The organism is Massilia sp. METH4 (genome assembly GCF_037094685.1).
GTDB lineage: Bacteria > Pseudomonadota > Gammaproteobacteria > Burkholderiales > Burkholderiaceae_D > Rugamonas.
Map to the genome: position 1 here is coordinate 2,500,869 of NZ_CP146614.1, position 18,238 is coordinate 2,519,106.

The 18,238-nt window shown below is 65.9% G+C and carries 14 protein-coding genes; 7 read left to right on the plus strand and 7 right to left on the minus strand.

The genetic code is table 11. The features are described from left to right. The first annotated feature begins 82 nt into the window (after positions 1-82). On the plus strand, positions 83-793 hold the full coding sequence (gene queC, locus V6Z91_RS11095; RefSeq protein ID WP_338770331.1) for a 7-cyano-7-deazaguanine synthase QueC: 711 nt from the start codon (positions 83-85) through the stop codon (positions 791-793). Positions 794-844: 51 nt separating this feature from the next. Here queC and V6Z91_RS11100 read toward each other — a convergent pair whose 3' ends face one another. Both V6Z91_RS11100 and V6Z91_RS11105 read right to left on the minus strand, forming a co-directional pair. Beyond that, positions 845-1,234, minus strand: coding sequence for a hypothetical protein (locus V6Z91_RS11100; RefSeq protein WP_338770333.1), 390 nt, complete (start codon positions 1,232-1,234; stop codon positions 845-847). Positions 1,235-1,487: 253 nt separating this feature from the next. After that, entirely contained in the window at positions 1,488-2,570 is a 1,083-nt protein-coding gene (locus V6Z91_RS11105) for a porin (RefSeq protein WP_338770335.1), read from the minus strand. Positions 2,571-2,776: 206 nt separating this feature from the next. Between V6Z91_RS11105 and V6Z91_RS11110 the strand changes: the two genes are divergently transcribed. Both V6Z91_RS11110 and V6Z91_RS11115 read left to right on the plus strand, forming a co-directional pair. Then, the gene (locus V6Z91_RS11110) at positions 2,777-3,298 is read left to right on the plus strand and encodes a hypothetical protein (protein ID WP_338770337.1); all 522 of its coding nucleotides are present in this window, start codon (positions 2,777-2,779) and stop codon (positions 3,296-3,298) included. Between the two features lie 95 nt (positions 3,299-3,393). Continuing rightward, positions 3,394-4,806, plus strand: coding sequence for a GAF domain-containing sensor histidine kinase (locus V6Z91_RS11115; RefSeq protein ID WP_338770338.1), 1,413 nt, complete (start codon positions 3,394-3,396; stop codon positions 4,804-4,806). Between the two features lie 160 nt (positions 4,807-4,966). Here the strand turns inward: V6Z91_RS11115 and V6Z91_RS11120 are convergent, their stop codons facing one another. Further along, complete coding sequence (locus V6Z91_RS11120) at positions 4,967-6,466, minus strand: HD domain-containing phosphohydrolase (protein WP_338770340.1); 1,500 nt, start codon at positions 6,464-6,466, stop codon at positions 4,967-4,969. A gap of 142 nt (positions 6,467-6,608) precedes the next feature. After that, positions 6,609-7,358, minus strand: coding sequence for a DNA-formamidopyrimidine glycosylase family protein (locus V6Z91_RS11125; RefSeq protein ID WP_338770342.1), 750 nt, complete (start codon positions 7,356-7,358; stop codon positions 6,609-6,611). A 421-nt stretch (positions 7,359-7,779) separates the two neighbouring features. On the opposite strand from V6Z91_RS11125, the gene V6Z91_RS11130 reads away from it, so the two are divergent. Further along, positions 7,780-8,274: a DUF3016 domain-containing protein gene (locus tag V6Z91_RS11130; protein WP_338770344.1), complete on the plus strand. Its 495-nt coding sequence runs from the start codon at positions 7,780-7,782 to the stop codon at positions 8,272-8,274. A gap of 100 nt (positions 8,275-8,374) precedes the next feature. On the opposite strand, the gene V6Z91_RS11135 is transcribed toward V6Z91_RS11130, so the two are convergent. Both V6Z91_RS11135 and V6Z91_RS11140 read right to left on the minus strand, forming a co-directional pair. Further along, positions 8,375-8,821: a thioesterase family protein gene (locus V6Z91_RS11135; RefSeq protein WP_338770347.1), complete on the minus strand. Its 447-nt coding sequence runs from the start codon at positions 8,819-8,821 to the stop codon at positions 8,375-8,377. A 69-nt stretch (positions 8,822-8,890) separates the two neighbouring features. Further along, a complete protein-coding gene (locus tag V6Z91_RS11140) occupies positions 8,891-9,586 on the minus strand; it encodes a dienelactone hydrolase family protein (protein WP_338770349.1) in 696 nt (231 codons plus the stop codon). A 207-nt stretch (positions 9,587-9,793) separates the two neighbouring features. On the opposite strand from V6Z91_RS11140, the gene V6Z91_RS11145 reads away from it, so the two are divergent. Beyond that, complete coding sequence (locus tag V6Z91_RS11145; RefSeq protein ID WP_338770351.1) at positions 9,794-12,604, plus strand: EAL domain-containing protein; 2,811 nt, start codon at positions 9,794-9,796, stop codon at positions 12,602-12,604. A gap of 114 nt (positions 12,605-12,718) precedes the next feature. Here V6Z91_RS11145 and V6Z91_RS11150 read toward each other — a convergent pair whose 3' ends face one another. Then, on the minus strand, positions 12,719-13,720 hold the full coding sequence (locus tag V6Z91_RS11150) for an alpha/beta hydrolase (protein ID WP_338770354.1): 1,002 nt from the start codon (positions 13,718-13,720) through the stop codon (positions 12,719-12,721). A gap of 200 nt (positions 13,721-13,920) precedes the next feature. Between V6Z91_RS11150 and V6Z91_RS11155 the strand changes: the two genes are divergently transcribed. Together V6Z91_RS11155 and V6Z91_RS11160 are read left to right on the plus strand one after the other, a co-directional pair. Next, positions 13,921-16,119: a DEAD/DEAH box helicase gene (locus tag V6Z91_RS11155; RefSeq protein ID WP_338770355.1), complete on the plus strand. Its 2,199-nt coding sequence runs from the start codon at positions 13,921-13,923 to the stop codon at positions 16,117-16,119. Between the two features lie 207 nt (positions 16,120-16,326). After that, positions 16,327-18,090 (plus strand): hypothetical protein, encoded by a 1,764-nt coding sequence (locus V6Z91_RS11160; protein ID WP_338770358.1) that lies wholly within the window; start codon positions 16,327-16,329, stop codon positions 18,088-18,090. The last annotated feature ends 148 nt before the right edge of the window (positions 18,091-18,238 follow it).

Below are 18,238 nucleotides of genomic sequence, written 5' to 3' on the forward strand. Positions count from 1 at the left end.
CCGGTAATTGTTGTGCCGATGTTACCGGATCGGTAGAAAAGATGGCGTACTAATAAGTTTCTGGTTTTTATAGAAGGATGCAATGATGACACGCGATGCCGCCCTGGTGCTGTTCTCCGGAGGGCAGGATTCCACCACCTGCCTGGCCTGGGCATTGGACCGCTACGAGCGGGTCGAAACGATCGGCTTCGATTATGGCCAGCGCCATGCGATCGAGCTGACGATGCGGCCGCAACTGCTGGCGAAGCTGCGCGCATTGCGCCCTGACTGGGACGCCAAGCTGGGCGAGGACCACATGATCGATCTCGGCTTGATCTCGCAGCTGTCGCATACCGCGATGACGGAGGAGATCGAAATCACCATGCAGGCCAACGGCTTGCCGAACACCTTCGTCCCCGGCCGCAACCTGATGTTCATGATGGTCGCGGCCACGCTGGCCTACCGCCGTGGCATGAACGTGCTGGTGGGCGGCATGTGCGAGACGGATTTCTCCGGCTACCCGGACTGCCGCGACGACACGATGAAAGCCTTGCAGGTGGCGCTGAACCTGGGCATGGATACCCGCAACAAGCTGGAAACGCCGCTGATGTGGCTGGACAAGGCCGAAACCTGGGAGCTGGCCGAGCGCCTCGGTGGCCAGTCGCTGGTGGACCTGATCCGCGCCGACACGCATACCTGCTACAAGGGCGAGCGCGGCGAACTGCACGACTGGGGCTATGGCTGCGGCGAATGCCCGGCCTGCGCGCTGCGGGCGCGCGGGTACCAGAACTACGTTGCGAAGAAGGCGGCGTAAAATGTGAAAAGGGCCGCTGACGCGGCCCTTGTTCTTCATGCGCCCGGCGGGTCAGACCGCCGCTTCCTTCATGGCCGCCGTGCGCCTCTTGCCGCGGCGGTTGAAGTACCACACGAGGCCGATCACGATCGCCAGCGGCAGCAGCAGCGGCGACAGGGCGGCGGCGATCGCCACGCCCAGCGCGGCCAAGCCGACGACGACCAGCATGCCCAACCCGGCAAACAGCAGCCCCACCAGCAGCGCGACGCAGACGATCACGACCGCCCCGATCACCAGGCCGCCACCAGCCAGCAGCACGCCCAGCAGCCAGCCGAACGGCCCATTGTATTCCTCGCCATCGACGTTGACGTAGAAATCGGGCCCCCACCACGAATGGTCGAAGGCGTTGCAAGTCGCGATGAACAGCAGCACGACGAGGGTAACGAGGAGAAGTTTTTTCATGATGGGCTCCGGCATGTTGTGTGGCGATGATTGGACTGTACGTCCCGTGGCCGGGAGATGCGGATGGAAAGCGACGAACTGTCGATTTTGGGTGCTGAACGGCACCGTTCCGCCACGCCAAAAGCCAGTGGCAAACCCGGTGACAGGCACCCCGATTTTTGCAATGTTTCTCGAAGACCGGTGACAGGCACCGGGTTTTTTGAAATATTTCCCAGACCCGGGTGACAGGCACCAGATTTTTTTTGCAACATTCTCAGAAGCTGTGCCGCACCCCGAACGACGTGGCCGAGATGTGCGCGCCGGTCACTGGCCCGCCCAGCGCGCCTACACCGTTGATGGGGAAGTCATACGCCGCCTCATCGTCATTGCGCAGCCGCGTGTGATAGGCGTACACCGTGGTGCGCGGCGAGAACGTGTACTCATAGCCGGCCGTGGCGTGCACGGCGCCGGTGTCGGCGCCGCCGCGCACGAAGCCGACGGTGCCGCCGCCGTGGCCGTCGTTCGCCTTGCCGAGGCTGGCGCGCAGGCCGTGCCGGCCGGCCTGGTGGCTCAACGACACGAACAAGGCATTGCGGGCCAGCCGGCTGGCGGGCAGCTCGTACTCCAGGCGTTCGCCGATCAGCGCCAGCCGCGTGGCGCCGAAGGTGTAGCCGACGGCGGCCTTGGTGCCGGTATCGGCAGTGCCGGGGCCGTGGTACTCGCGGTGGCGTTCGTGCGCCAGCGCGACGTAGAGGGGCCCAGCATCGCGTACCAGCGCCAGCGACAGCAGCCATGGCCGCGCGCCATTGCCCGGCCGCTCTTCGGCCAGGCCGTGCGTGGCCCGAAGCGTCCAGCCCTGCCAGCGGGGCGACCACCAGTGCACGCTGTTGGCCTGCCGGCGGTCGAACGAGGCCACGTCGCTCACGTTGTCCGCCGATGATGCCGAGCCGTTGGCCAGGATGCTCATGTAGCCGGCCGTGGTGGGGTAGAAGGGATCGAGGCTGGACGTGGCCCTGTTGTAGGCCGTGGTCCAGTGGCCGGCGAACAGGGTACCGAACGGGCCCTCCAGGCCAACGCGGGTGTCGCGACGCGCCACTTCGCCGGCCCCGGTGTCGGGCGCCAGCGTGCCCTCGATCTGGAATAGTGCCTTCACGGCGCCGCCCAGGTCTTCGGTGCCACGAAAGCCCAGCACCGAGCGGTTGTTGACCATGCGCTCCACCTGCGCGCCGGGGGCGCGGGCCGCTTCAAGGGAGACGTTCAGGCGGCCGTAGAGCTGCACCTGCTGGGCATGGGCGAACGGTGTCGCGGCGCCGGCGCAAGCCAGCGCGAGGAGTCGGGGCAGGGTGGTTGTCTTCATGCCAGCCATTGTCCAGTGGCCGCGGCGCAACGGGCATCCCCCATATGTGGCGCCCCGGGGGCTCCCATTTTTCCCTCTGGAGCTGGTATAGTACTGGTTATTCATACAGTAATTTGCAGAGAGGAGCCATGGAAGATCGGATCGAGCCGCAGCAAGCAACGTTTGAAGCCTTGTTTGACGCACCAGTTGACGCACCGGTGGAGCAAATGCCGCACGTGTCGCAGGAGCTCTCCGTCGAGCCTGCGGTGCAGGAGGATGACGAGCCCGAGCTGATCCAGGAAGACCGTGTCTGGCAGGGCCAGGGCTGGACCGCCCGCGTGATCAAGAACGAGGACGACGATGGCTGGGCCGTCGCAATGATCAAGGATGGCGAGCCGGAGCCCGCCCTGGTGGGGCCGTGGACGATGGGCCGGGACAAGAAAAACCCCAAGCCGCTCGATATCACCGCCTTCCACACCCTGGTGAAGACGGCCAATGAAGTGATCCGCCGGCACGAGCAGCAGTTGCACGCACGGTTGCACAAATCCGTGCGCGTGGTGCAGGACGATGGCACGGCGATCACCGTGAAGCTGGCCATCACGCCGGATGAAGACGAGCCATACGCCACGCTGACCGCCATCGATGAATACGGCGACGAGCTGGCCTCGGTGCGCGCGCGGCCGGACTTTCGCCTGTCCGTGGCCAGCGCCACCGACTGGATCGAAGGTGGTTACCGGAAGCCGCAGTAACCCTCGCAATTGGCTGTTGCATTTTCGCCGGCACACTGGCCCTTGGCGGGGCGGACTGTTATATTTCCCTACTGCATCTTTTTTGGGAAAAACCGATGGAAGTACGCCTCCGCCGTCTCGAAGCCGTCCAGGCCGTGCTGCTGGAAATCGGCCAGCTGTCCACCCGCTGCACGGATATCGTGCAGTTCCTGCGCGCCGTGCACGGCGCGCTGGGCCGCATCATGTACGCAGCCAATTTCTACGTGGCGCTCAACGACCGCGACGGCGAGCCGAACGCGGTGCGCTTCGTGTACTACGTGGACGAAGCCGACACGCCGCCCGACCCGGATGAGGTGACGCACCTGGCGTCGCCGGACGAATCGCCGACCGCCTGGGTGATCCTGAACCGCCGCTGCCTGGTGATGACGGCGGCCGAACACATCTCGCGCCAGAAGGTGGCGGCCTTCGGCGAGGGTACGATCGCCGAGCACTGGATCGGCTGCCCGCTGATGGACCAGAACCACCAGCCGCTGGGTGCCATCGTGATCCAGAGCTACGACAAGGAACACACGTACAGCGAAGAAGACCAGGCGCTGTTCGCGCTGATCGCCAGCCAGGTGTCGTCCGCCCTGCAGGGCCGGCAAAGCATGGATCGGCTCGAGCGCGCCGTGCAGGAGCGCACGCTGCGGCTGGACCAGGCGAAGGCATCGCTGGAACGGCAGAACGAGGCATTGAACAAGGCGCTGACGCAGTTGCAGGATGCGCAGTCGGAACTGGTGCGCCAGGAAAAGCTCGCGTCGCTGGGCCGCCTCGTGGCCGGCGTGGCCCACGAGATCAATACCCCGCTGGGCATCTGCGTGACGGCCACGTCGCACCTCGTGCAGGAACTGAAGCTGACGCGCGAAGACCTGGCCGAGGGCCGGCTCGACGAAGAAGGCTTGAACGCGTTCTTCGACACCGTGGACCAGTCGCTGCGCATCATGACGACGAACACCCAGCGCGCCGCCGCCCTGGTGCGCAGCTTCAAGCAGGTGGCGGTGGACCAGTCGTCGGAAAACATCCGCCATTTCAACCTGGCGAAATACGTGGCCGAGGTGCTGCTGTCGCTGCAGCCCAAATTGAAGGGCAAGCCGGTCAAGGTGGAACTGGATTGCCCGGCCGATATCCACCTGGACAGCTTCCCCGGCGCCGTCTCGCAGATCCTTACGAACATGATCGAGAACTCGCTGGTGCACGGCTTCGAGGAAGACCAGCCGGGCACGATCCGCATCACCGGCCGCCTCGATGGCGACCACGTCGCGTTCGACTACAGCGACGACGGCATGGGCATGGACCAGAGCCTGCTCACCCAGTTGTTCGACCCGTTCTTCACCACCAAGCGGGGCAGCGGCGGCTCCGGATTGGGCGCGCACATCCTGTACAACCTCGTGACGGGCCCGCTGGGCGGCACGATCAAGGTCAGCAGCGCGCCGGGCATGGGCTTGCACTACCGGCTGCGGTTCCCGCGGGACCAGCGCCGGCGCGGATAAACGGAGAGCCACCAAAGCCGCAGTGTCGTACACCATGCCCAAGGGAAATGGTGTACGACACTGGTTTTCCCGTGCCAACAGCCAAGTAGTGGCCAAGCCTCATCCAGAAAAGGTGTACGGCAGCGGTTCTCCCGTGCCAACAGCCGGGTAGGGGCCAGACTCAATCCGGCAAGCGCGCATTGATCTCCAGCGCCTCGTCCACATTCGCGATCAGGAGTTCGACGAAGCGCGGATCGAGATGCTTGCCGGCCACTTCGCGCAGGTAGGCGACCACGCGGTCCACCGGCCAGGCATCCTTGTACACGCGCTTGTGCATCAGCGCGTCGAACACGTCGGCCACGGCCACGATGCGGGCATACAGGTGGATGTCCTCGCCCTTCAAGCCTTGCGGGTAGCCGGTGCCGTCGTATTTCTCGTGGTGCTGGTGGGCGATCACGGCGGCCGCCTTCAGGATCGGGCGCTGCGAACCGTCGAGGATCGAGGCACCCACGGCCGGGTGCTGTTTCATGATTTCCCATTCGTCGGGATCGAGCTTGCCCGGTTTCAGCAGCACGGCGTCTGGCGTGGCGATCTTGCCGATGTCGTGCATCGGCGCGGCGTGCTTGAGGACCGCGGTTTCATCCTCCGGCAGGCCTGCCGCCTTGGCCAGCAGTTGGCACACCTCGGCCATGCGGCGCACGTGGTTGCCCGCTTCGTTGGAACGCGATTCCACCACGTCGCCCAGGCGCATGATCAACTCGGCCTGGGTGTCGGTGATTTCCTGGTTCAGCAGGATATTGTCGAAGGCGATTGCCACGTCGCTGCAAAAGATTTCCAGCAGCTTGGTGTCGATCTCGGAAATCTCGTCCACGCCTTTCAGCACCAGCAGAGAAGCCTTGCCGCTGTGGTTCGGGAAGTAGCCGACATAGGTATCGCCTTCCAGCTTCGAGATGCGGTTGCGTTCCGCCGCGTGCAATTGCGCGATCAGCCCGGGCGTCAGCAGCGTTTCCTCGCCGATCTGCGCCAGCACCTCGAAGTCGCCCTCGCCGGCGATCGCGGTGGCGCCGCGCAGGCGCAGCAGCATGCTGTGCTCCAGGCGCAACAGCGCCACCACCTGCTGCAGCAGGCCGCTGGCGAAGTCCTTCAGGTTGCGCTGCTTGAAGATATGCGTCGACGCGGCGATCACCCGTTCCAGGCCTTCGCGGTAGTGCACCTGCTGCTGGCGCGCTTCCTCCACCTTCATGATGTCGCGGTAGGCGCGCAGCGCGGCGAACGTGGTGGTGAACAGCTTGGTGCGGTCGAGTTCCGTCTTTTCCTTGTAGTCGTTGATGTCGTAGTCGACGATCACGCGCTCTTCGGGCGCCTGGCCCGGCTGGCCGGTGCGCAGCACGATGCGGGTGAACTGGTTGTCCAGGTCTTGCCGCATCCAGCGCGCCACTTCCAGGCCGCTGTCCTCGCGCTCCATTACCACGTCCAGGAACACGAGCGCGATATCGCTCTCGCGCGCCAGGACCACCTTGGCTTCCTGGCCGCTATAAGCATGCAGGAAGGACAGGCCGCGGCCATCGAGCCGGAAGCGGGCCAGGGTCAGCTTCGTGATGTCGTGGATATCGGGTTCGTCGTCGACCAGCAGGATTTTCCAGGGCGGCAGCTTGGGCATTGCTGAAGACAAAAAGGACATATAACCGTTCCGCAAGTGAGCACATAGGAAACGCGAAGCGCGGCCCGCCATTCAGTGAAGTGCTGATTTATTCGTGGCGGCGATCCGATTGTATGCGCCCATTTGATTATTAACAACAGGAAATAACTTTTGCGCTACGGCTTTACAACACCGGGCCATAGCGTTTCTGGCACCGCTCGCACCAGAAGGTGCGCCGCTTTGTTTTGCCCAGGTGCGCCTTGTGGAACGCAATATTGCAGCGCGGGCAAATGCGCTTGGTGTGCGCGAGCCAGTGCTGCTTCAGCACGAAGGCCTTTTTCCACTCCAGGAACTCGAAGCTGTATTGCCGTGCCTGCTTCACCAGCTCGCGCAGCTTCGTTGCCGGCAGCGCGCCGACCGTCGACAGCGGATGGATCTTCAACCGGAACAGCACTTCGTTCTTGATGATATTGCCCACGCCAGAGAACACGGCCTGGTCGAGCAAGGCGTCGCACACGAGGGTATCCGGCATCGCCCGCAGCTTCTTCAGCGCGGCGGCCGGTTTCCAGGCATCGGCCATCACGTCGGCCTGCCATTCATACGCCTTGTCGAGGTTCCCGTCGATCAGTTGCACCGCGCAGGTATAAAAATTCAATTCGCCGCCGCCCTCGAACGCCAGGCCCAGCCGCTCGGGACTGTTCTCCTTGCGTTCGTCGATCCGGTAACTGCCGAACATCAGGAAGTGGATGCGGATCGTAAAGATCGGCAACTCGATGAGGAAGTGCTTGCCCCAGGTGCGCAGCGATACGATGCGCTGGCCGGGCAATTGATCGTAGGGCACGGCCTTGCTGTTGCCATGGGCGGCGGCGATCGTCCGTCCTTCGAATGGCTGCGCCAGTTCTTTCAGGATGACAAGGGAAGGGCCTTCGGGCATGGGTACGCTCCATTGCGGTGACGGGAGCAGTGTGTCGCAAGCGCTGGACAGTAGCAGTTAAGACACGCACAGAAGACCGGAAGACCGGTGACAGGCACCGGGTTTCGAGAAATGTTTCCAGATGCCCGGTGCCTGTCACCGGTTTTTTTGCAACAGGTCTTTCGCGGGCAAAAAAAAAGCCGCACACGGGGTGAACCGGGTGCGGCAAAGGATCTGCGCCGTGAGCACGACGCATCAGGACTCCGTTTTGCGGGCTGGCCGCCCGCGGGCTCCCCGTCGCCGAGGAATGGACACGGACTGCTATTCAAATTCCAGGATGCGAGCATCATAGTTGCGATCTGTTACAAGGCCGTGACCGCTGAAACGATCGCACGCCGCGATCGGAGTATATTCAAGGCCTGATCGACGAAAGGACCACATCATGCGACTGCAAGCACACACCTGGTTGGCCGCGGCGCTGCTGGCGACGGCAGGTGCCGCCAGCGCCGGCGTCACGGTCAACTACGAGAAACCCGATGAGTACATCGACATGCCCCGTTCACCGCAGGACCGCGACCAGGTCTTGCGCGAGTTGACGCGGCACTTCAACAAGCTGGCGGAAGAGCTGCCGGCGGGGCAGGACCTGAAGGTCACCGTCACCGATATCGACCTGGCGGGCCGGGAAGAGCCGCGCCGCTGGGCCATGGACGATATCCGCATCATGCGCGGCGGCGCCGACTGGCCCACGATGAAGCTCAGCTATACGCTGGAGCAGAACGGCCAGGTCGTTCGCAGCGGCGAGGATTCGCTGAAGAACATGATGTACCAGCAACGCATCAACCGGTACTTTTCCAGCGATGCGCTGCGCTATGAAAAGCAGATGATCGACGACTGGTTCCAGAAGACTGTCACGGGCTCGCAGGTGAGCCGGAAGTAGGGCCGAAATCAGGGCCGAATTCAGCGCCGAAATCAGGGCCGGAATTGGGGCCGGAAGTAGGACTTGGGCGGCCGGCCGCAACCGGCCGCCCCGGCCGGCCTTATTGGTCGACCCAGTTCACGCGCGGGAACTTGCCGCGGAAATCGTCGGGCATCGGCACCACTTCCCTCAGCCGGTAATTAAAGAACACGAAACCGTATTTGGCCATCGCGACCAGCGCGCCATCGGCGGGCCGGGTGATACGGAAAATGATGTCGCCGCCGTACTTGTTGAAGTCCATCACCCCGACCTCGAACAGCAGCTGGTCGCGCGCATGCGCTTCGGCCCGGTAGGTGGTGGCCAGGTCGGTGACGATGATGCCGCTGCCGTCGCTTTCCGTTTCCCGCACGCCGTATTCGTACAGGAACCGCGCGCGCGCCTCGGAGATCATGGAGATCATCGAGTCGTTGGAGAGGTGGTTGCCCTGGTTGATGTCGGTGACGCGCACCGACATCTGGGTCGAATAGAGAAACTGGTCTTCGGGAAACGAAAGCTTGAGTCTGGCCATGGTGGACGGCGCCGGCGCCGGGCGCCCGGGATTGAAAAATCTATTGTAGCGCGGGCGCCGCCGGCCGGATCACAGGTTTTCGGACAGGAACAGCAGCGTATGCCCGTGCGCTTCCACCGCCGAGCGCTGGTGGAAGCTGCCGCGATGCGAGCAGTTGAAGCCATGCTCGGCCTCGGGGTAAACGTGGATTTCCACGTGGTCGCGGTCGCCGAAGCGTTCGGCAATGCTCTTCACCGCCTCGCTCGGGATATGGCTGTCCTTGCCGCCAAAATGCATCAGCAGGGGCGCCGTCACCTTGTCGGCCTGGTCGAGCTGGTTCTGGATGCCGCCGCCGTAGTAGGCCACCGCCGCATCCACGTTGCCGGCCGCCGCCGTCAGGTAGGACAGCAAGCCGCCGAAGCAATAGCCGATCGACGCCACCCTGTCCACGCCCGGCAGGCCGCGCAGCGCGCGGATCGTGGCGGCCACGTCGGCCACCGCCTTGTTCGTGTCCGTCGCGCCCTTCAGGGCCACCGCCTTCTTCCAGTCGGTCTCGTCGTAGGTCAGCTCGATGTGGGCGCCCTGGCGCCAGAACAGGTCGGGCGCCAGCACTACGTAGCCGTCGGCCGCGTACTGTTCGGCCACGCCGCGGATATGCGCGTTGACGCCGAAGATCTCCTGGATCAGCACGATGCCGGGGCCCTTGCCACCGCGCGGCAGCGCCTGGTAAGCCTGGAAAGTGCCGTCATCGCCCTGTATGTCGATCCATCTGGTATCGCTGTCCAATATATCCTCCTGTGAGATGTCAGCCTCGTATTCATCAGCCGCTCAGTATAAGCCGGCAACACGTTGCGCGTCGCGCCACACTCGAGCGTATTCGCGGCTATATACGTGCTACTCTTGTACCCCGTCCAACCTGTTTTCAAGGTGGCCCGAATTAGCGACAGGCAAGTATCCAGGCGGGCCAGGAATGCACGGCAATACGCGCCGGCCATGCTGGCATTGCTGTGTGGGCTTGGCCTGACGGCGCTGCTCTTCACCGGCATTAGCCGGCTGGAACAGGACCGCCTCGTACTCACGTTCACGCAACGCGCGCACGTGCGGGTCTTCGCATTGTCCGAAGGCATCAACAATGTGATCGACAGCCTGCGCAGCGTGAACCAGCTGTTCGTCAGCCAGCCCGTCGTTACCCGCGACGAATTCCGCCGCTTCGTCGAACCCCTGACCGGGCGTTATCCCTTCGTGGTGGGCGTGAGCTATCTGCGCTTCATCACCGATGCCGAGCGCGATGCCTTCGAGGCTGGCCTGCGCCAGGTGTTGCCCGGTGCCCGGATCACGGAACTGCGTGGCGACCGCCTGCAACCGGCCGCACGGCGCCCTCGCTACCGCGTGATCGAGTATGTGGAACCGTTCGGCACCAATGCGTCGGCGCTGGGGCTGGACACCATGTTCTCCGGCGACGAGGCCAGCCGGCAGCGCGCCTACGATACCGGCGTTCCCGCGGCGGGACCGCTCACGCCGCTGGCGCAATTGCCCGGGCCGTTGTCGGGCATGGTGGTTGCCATGCCCGTGTACCGCTTCGGCGCAACGCTGGACAGCGTGGCCGCGCGGCGCACCGCGCTGACGGGCGAAACGTCGGTTGCCCTCGACGCCGCCGCCATGGTCGCCCACGTGCTGCAGCCGGACGGGCTGCAGCACACGCTGCAGGCCCGCGACCGCCGCGTGCAGCGCGTCGGCCTGCACGTCTACGCCGACGCGCGCGGTACACCGGCAAACCTCGTCTACTACACGCCGCCCCCGGAGCTGGACCAGCCGGCCGTGCCGCCGCCGCTGGCATGGCTGTACCCGAAGCCGCCCGCGCCCGTGGAAGTGACGATCGACGTGGCCGGCCGCCCGTGGCGCGTGGTCGCCGACATGGATGGCACAGTAGGGCTCTCCGACCACCTCGCCTCGCTCTCCGCGCTGGCGCTGGGTACGGTGATGACCTTGCTGGGCGCCGCCTGGGTGCACACGCTGGCCACGCGCAGCCGCACGATCCGCGACCAGGTGCAGGAGCGCACCGCCCAGCTGGCCGAGGCGAACCGCTCGCTGCTGCTGCGCGACCGGGCGATCGAATCGTCCACCAACATGATCATGATCGTCGAAGCGGGGGCCGGCAACCCGATCGTGTATGTCAACCCGGCGTTCGAGCAGCAGACCGGCTACACGCGCGACGAAGTGCTGGGCAAGAGCCCGCGCCTGCTCTACCGCGACGATACCGCCCAGCCGGGCGCGCAAACGATTCGCAACGCCGTCCGCGAACAGCGCGATGGCCACGCTGTGCTGCGCAACTACCGCAAGGATGGCACGCTGTTCTGGGTGGAGAGCTATGTATCGCCGGTGCGCGACGAGCGCGGTACGGTCACCCACTTCGTGTCGATCCACTACGACATCACGGCGATGAAGGCCTACGAGACGGAGCTGCACCACCAGTCCACGCACGACGCGCTGACCGGGCTGCCGAACCGCCAGTTGCTGCACGACCGGCTGCACAGCGCGATCGGCCAGGCGATGCACGACGGTTACACGCTGTGGGTGGTGTCGCTGGACCTGGACCGCTTCAAGTTCGCCAACAGCCGCGTGGGCCACCGCGGCGGCGACCGCCTGCTGCAGGTGGTGGCGGAACGGCTGCGCGACGCGCTGCACCCGCGCGACTCGCTGGCCCGGCTGGGCGGCGACGAGTTCGCGCTGACCCTGCTGCCCGAGGCCGGCGAGCGCCAGCCACGCCCCGAACAGGTGCAGCGCCTGCTGGCCGCGCTGGCCGCGCCGCTGGTGCTGGACGACAAGGAGCAATTCATCTCCGGCAGCGCCGGCGTGGCCGTGTGCCCGGACGACGGCACCGACGCCGGCATGCTGATGGAGCGGGCCGACATCGCCATGTTCCGCGCCAAGGAAATGGGCGGCAACAATTACCAGTTCTACACGACCGCCATGCGCGAACGGCTGGGCGAGCGCGTGCAGCTGGAAACGGCGATGCGCCGTGCGCTGGAGCGCCGCGAGTTCGTGCTGTACTACCAGCCACAGGTCGATATCGCCAGCGGCCGTATCGTGGCCATGGAAGCGCTGGTGCGCTGGCAGCACCCGGAAATGGGCATGGTGGCGCCCGGTCGCTTCATTCCGCTGGCCGAGGAAACGGGCATGATCCTGCCGCTGGGGGGCTGGGCGCTGGAATGCGCCTGCCGCCAGCTGGTCGACTGGCAGCGCGAGGGCCGCGCCTACCTGCGGGTGGCCGTTAACGTGTCGGCCCGGCAGATGGCGGAGCAGGACTTCGTGCAGGGCGTGGCGCGCGTGCTGGCCGAGACGGGGCTCGATCCCGCAACGCTGGAACTGGAACTGACGGAAAGCGCGGTGATGAACGACGTGGAGCATGCCATTGCCGTGATGCGCGACCTGAAGGCGCTGGGGGTGAAGCTGGCGATCGACGACTTCGGCACCGGCTACTCGAGCCTGGCTCACCTGAAACGCTTCGCGGTAGACGTGCTCAAGATCGACCAGGCCTTCGTGCGCGACCTGACGGTGGACCCGGACGATGCGGCAATCGTCACCACCATCATCGCGCTGGCGGCCAACCTGAACCTGCAGGTGATCTCGGAAGGCGTGGAAACGCTGGACCAGCTGTCCTTCCTGCGCGAACATGGCTGCTCGCAGATGCAGGGCTATTACTTCAGCCGGCCGGTACCGGCCACTGCCATCTGCACGGTGCTCGACGAAAACGAGGCGCAGATAGCGGCGGGGAGCGGGGCGCCGCTGGGGGTGGAGACGTGAATCGCAGCATTTGGCTGCCGAGCATCGGTGTCCGACACCATTTCCCGTCGGGAAATGGTGTCGGACACCGGTTTTCCCGGACATGCATCGTTGACAGTCGCCCGCTTGGGCCCCTTACTGCAACGCCTGCAACAACGCCTTGTGAAACCCCGCCGGATCCTCGATCTGCGGCGCATGCCCCATGCCGGGGAACTCGATGAGCTTCGCGTTCGGAATGCGCTTGACGGTCTCCTTGCCCAATACCTTGTAGTTGCCGATCTTCGCCTTCACTTCCGGCGGCGCGATGTCGCTGCCGATGGCGGTGGTGTCGCCGTCGCCGTTCATCAGGGTAACGGGCACCTTCAGCTGCGGGAATTCGTGCACCACGGGCTGGGTATAGATCATGTCGTAGATCAGCGCCGAATTCCATGCCACCAGCCGCTGCCCGGAGCCGGCGTTCAGGCCGGCCAGCATGTCCACCCATTTTTCATACTCGGGCTTCCAGCGGCCCATGTAATACGTGTTCTTCTCGTAGGTGCGCACGCCGTCCGCCGTGAGTTTCAATTCGCGCTCGAACCACTGGTCCACCGTGCGGTAGGGCACGCCGAGCTGCTTCCAGTCCTCCAGGCCGATGGGGTTGACCATCACCAGGTGCGCCACGTTCTGCGGGTACATCAGCGCGAAGCGGGTGGCGAGCATGCCGCCCGTCGAGTGGCCCACCAGCACCGCCTTGTCGACATTGACCTTCTTCAGCAGTTCCATCGTGTTCGCCGCCAGCTGCTGGAAGCTGTACTGGTAGTGCGGCGGCTTGGTCGACGCGCAAAAGCCCACCTGGTCCGGCACCACGACCCGCCAGCCCGCCTGGGTCAGCGCGGCGATGGTGCCTTCCCACGTGGCGCCGCAAAAGTTCTTGCCATGCATGAGGACCGCCGTCCGCCCGTTGCCCTTGCCGGCCGGTTTCACGTCCATATAGGCCATCTGCATCGTCTGGCCCTGCGAATTGAAACGGAAGTGCTGCACCGGATATGGATACTTGAAGCCCTGCAGCTCGGGGCCGTAGGCCGCGCCCGCCGCGCCGGCGGTGCCGCTTGCGCCGAATGCCAGCGCCAGGAGGATCGAAGTCGACAGTTTGGTCATGCGTGATTCCTGCTAGGTGAATGGGTGGATGCGCGACCCTGCCGTCGGCGGGGCCGGCAACCGGCCAATATAGCGGAAAAACGGTCGAGCCGACGCGCCGGTGCTTCCTTTCGTGAAGCGACGGCGGCGCGGACAGGGTAAACTACGCCCTTTCCTGTCGCATTGGGCGATTCGAACAATAACTTCTCGCGAGTGCCGCCATGACTGCCACAGCTCCACTTTTCACCGACCTGCAACTCTCCAACCCGATCCTGAAGGCCCTGAAGGAGGTCGGCTACGAAGCGCCGTCCCCGATCCAGGCGCAGACCATCCCGCCGCTGCTGGCCAACCGCGACGTGCTGGGCACGGCGCAGACCGGCACCGGCAAGACGGCCGCCTTCGCGCTGCCCATCCTGTCGCGTCTCGACATCCGCCAGAGCGCGCCCCAGGCGCTGGTGCTGGCGCCCACGCGCGAGCTGGCGATCCAGGTGGCCGAGGCGTTCCAGCGCTATGCCGCGCACATCCCGAACTTCCACGTGCTGCCGATCTATGGCGGGCAGAGCTACGGCCCGCAACTGTCCGCGCTGCGCCGCGGCGTGCATGTCGTGGTGGGCACGCCCGGGCGCGTGATCGATCACCTGGACAAGGGTTCGCTGGACCTGTCGAAGCTGAAGACGCTGGTGCTGGACGAGGCGGACGAAATGCTGCGCATGGGCTTCATCGACGACGTGGAGCGCATCCTGCAGGAGACGCCGGAATCGCGCCAGACGGCGCTGTTCTCGGCCACCATGCCGGCGCCGATCCGCCGCATCGCCAACACCTACCTGCGCGACCCGGCCGAGATCACGGTGGCCGCCAAGACGACGACTTCGGAAAACATCCGCCAGCGCTACTGGCTGGTGTCGGGCATGCACAAGCTCGATGCGCTCACGCGCATCCTGGAAGCGGAGCCGTTCGACGGCATGATCATCTTTTCCCGCACCAAGCTGGGCACCGAGGAGCTGGCCGAACGCCTGCAGGCGCGCGGTTTCTCGGCCGCGGCGATCAATGGCGACATGCAGCAGGCCGCGCGCGAGCGCACCATCGGCCAGCTCAAGGAGGGCAAAATCGACATCCTGGTCGCCACCGACGTGGCGGCGCGCGGGCTGGACGTGGAGCGCATCAGCCACGTGGTGAACTACGACGTGCCGTATGACGCCGAGAGCTACACCCACCGCATCGGCCGCACCGGCCGTGCCGGCCGCAGCGGCGAGGCGATCCTGTTCATCACGCCGCGCGAGCGCAACCTGCTCAAGACGATCGAGCGTGCCACCCGCCAGCCGATCAAGCAGATGGAATTGCCCACGCTGCAGGCCGTGAACGACGTTCGGATCGCGAAGTTCAAGGACCAGATCACGGAAACGCTGGCCGGCGGCGGTCTGGAACAATTCCTGTCGCTGGTCGCCGATTACGAGCGCGAGCACGACGTGCCGGCGATCGAGATCGCGGCGGCGCTGGCCATGATGGCACGCGGCGGCACGCCGCTGCTGCTGGACAAGAAGGCCGAGAAGGGCTGGCACGAAGACGGCCGGCCGGCGGCGCCGCAGCGCGATGAGCGGAGCCCGCGTGCCGAGCGCGGCGACCGGTTCGACCGGCCGGAGCGCGCCGAACGGCCGGCCTTCCCGAAGAAGGAGCGCATCCATCGCGAGCCGGAGCCGGGCATGGCCACCTACCGCATCGAAGTGGGCTACGAGGATGGCGTCAAGCCGGGCAATATCGTGGGCGCCATCGCCAACGAGGGCGGCGTCGACTCGAAATTCATCGGCCGCATCGAGATTTTCGAGGACTACACGGTGCTCGACATGCCGGACGACCTGCCGGCCGACGTGCTCGATACGCTGACCCAGGTGCGCGTGGCCGGCCGGCCGCTGCGCATCCGCCGCGATGGCGAGGCTGCCCCGGCGGCCGCGCCGGCGCCGGCGAAAGCCGCGCCGAAGCCAGCGCGCGAGGCGGCACCGAAGCCAGCGCGAGAGGCGGCGCCGAAGGGCCTGGACGCCGTGGTGGCCGAAGCCGCGACCGATGACGAAGCGCCGAAGAAGAAGGAGCGCAAGCGCGCCCAGGATGGCCTGGCGATGCGCGCCTACCGCATCGAGGTGGGCAGCCAGCACGAGGCCACCCCGGCCAATATCGTGGGCGCGATCGCCAACGAAAGCGGGCTGGAAGCGCGCTACATCGGCCGCATCGAGATCTTCGACGACCACACGGTGCTGGAAATGCCGGACGGCATGCCGGACGAGATCTTCCGCCACCTGGGCAAGGTGTGGGTCGGCGGCCAGCAATTGAAGATCAGCCTGGCCGATGCGATGCCGCCCCTGTCAGCCAAGCACACGCCGCCGAAGAAGCCGGCCGCCAAGGGCGCCAAGCCGAAGGCGAAGCGCTGATCGGGGATGGGCGTGGAGCTGTAAGCGCCATGTCAGGCTGGTGCACGCCCGCGGTGCCGTGCTTGCACCACGATAATGCCGCCCGCGTTCGCGCGGGGCGGCGGAGGCGCCCGCGCCAGGCATTTCAGGGCTGAAATGCCTGATATTTGAGCTGGCCCGCTAATTGCATAGACATCCGTATTTACTTCTCTTCAACGGGGAGGCCGGATGTTCCTGCGAAACGATTTACTTCAATATAACGCGCCGCGGCGGCGCACGATGCGTGTGCTGTGGATCGATCCCGCGCGCACGATGGCCTGGCTGTTCGACATGGATGGCAAGGGCTGCGATGTGGAGTCCGCGCGGATACAGGACCTGGAGGCCGACCTGGCCTCGGGCCGCGCACGCCGCATGGCCGACGACCCCTGGCTGGTCGTGGCCGACCAGGGAGCCGTCAAGCCCGGCCACCTGGCCCTGCGCGACCGCGCCTGGGCCATCGTCTCGGCACTGACGGCCGACGAGCCGGGCATCTACGAAGCACGCCGGCGCGGGCAGATGATCGCCGACTACACGGCGCGCCATGGCGTGTCTCACCCCACGATCTACCGCTACCTGCGCCGCTACTGGCAGCGCGGGCAGACGCCGAATGCACTGCTGCCGGACTACTCGAACAGCGGCGCGCGCGGCAAGACGCGCTCCTCCACGGCCGGCATCAAGCGCGGCCGCCCGCGCCGCGACGGCGCCTCGCCCGGCATCAATGTCGACGAGCCGATGCGGCGCGTGTTCCGCGTCGCCGCCGCCACCTACGCTGGCACGCGATTCTCGCGCCGCGGCGCGTACGAGTCGATGCTGCGCGAGTTCTTCAGCGAGCGCCGCGTACTGCCCGAGACCTTGCAGGTGGTGCGTGGCGCCGCCCGCGAGGCGGTGCCCAGTTTCGGCCAGTTCAGCTACTGGCTCGACCAGTGCCGCATCCTGCGCGGCACGCCACGCCCATTGCCCCTGCCGCCCCATGCGCTGGTGGATGCCGAAGGCCGGCCGGGTGCCGCTTTCCAGGTCGCCGCGGTGCGGGCCGACGTGCAACTGCTGGGCAGCGACCGGCGCCGGCTGGCCGGCCGGCCCGTCATCTACCTCGTCAGCGATATGTTTTCCGGCATGGTCACGGGCTTCCACGTCAGCCTGGAGGCGCCCGCCTGGCGCCATGCCTTGCTGGCGCTGGCCAACTGCGCGGCGGACAAGCCGCGCCAGGCCTTGCGGCACGGCCGCGCCATCGCCGCGCAGGATTGGCCGTGCCGCCACCTGCCGGAACGCCTGCTGGTGCCGGGCGCGCTGGCCGGCGGCGGCGACGGCGGCCGGGCCCTGCAGGACAATTTCGGCGTGCGCTGCCTGACGGGTATCCCGGCCGAGGTGCCGGCACGGACGGCGCTGGAGCGCCGCTTCGGCCTGCTGCGCGCGGATGCGCCGGCCCTGTCGGCCGAACTGGGGCCGCTCGACGGGGCGCTGGAACTCCACCAGCTGCGCCGCCTGGTGATCGACGCGATCCTCGAACACAATCTGCAGGGCGACGGCAGGGGCGCGGCCCCGCTGCAGCTGTGGGATTGGGGCATGCGCGAACGCGGCGCCGCGCTGAAGCAGTATGCGGAAGACCTGGTGCGCTGCGCGCTGCTGCCGCTGCAGGATGCGCTGGTGACCGAGGAGGGCATCAGCCTGAACGGCCAGCTGTACACCTGCGCCAAGGCGGTGGAGGAGCGCTGGTTCGATCGCGCGCGCCAGCGCGGCCGCTGGGTCGTGCGCCTGGCATGCGACGAGCAGGAGCCCGAGTGCGTCTACCTGCCCGACCCGGCCGCCCCGATGCGCTTCCACGCTTGCCAGCCGGTGCAGCGCGGCGTCATCGCGGCGCAGCCGTTCGCCCGCCCCGAAGCGCCGGCGCGGCGCCCTCAAACGGCCGCGCCCTACGGCAGCTTCGAACGCATCGTCGCCGGCTTCGTGAACTGATTTCCTTCACCCTCGTTGTATCTTGATGCGCGCCGCCCGGCGCGCTTTTTTATTGATATTGGCAAGTCAATTCTGCTCGCGATGGAACACGATCGGCACATTTTCGCGTCGAAAAAACCTCCAATATCCATGATTGCGACATATTTCC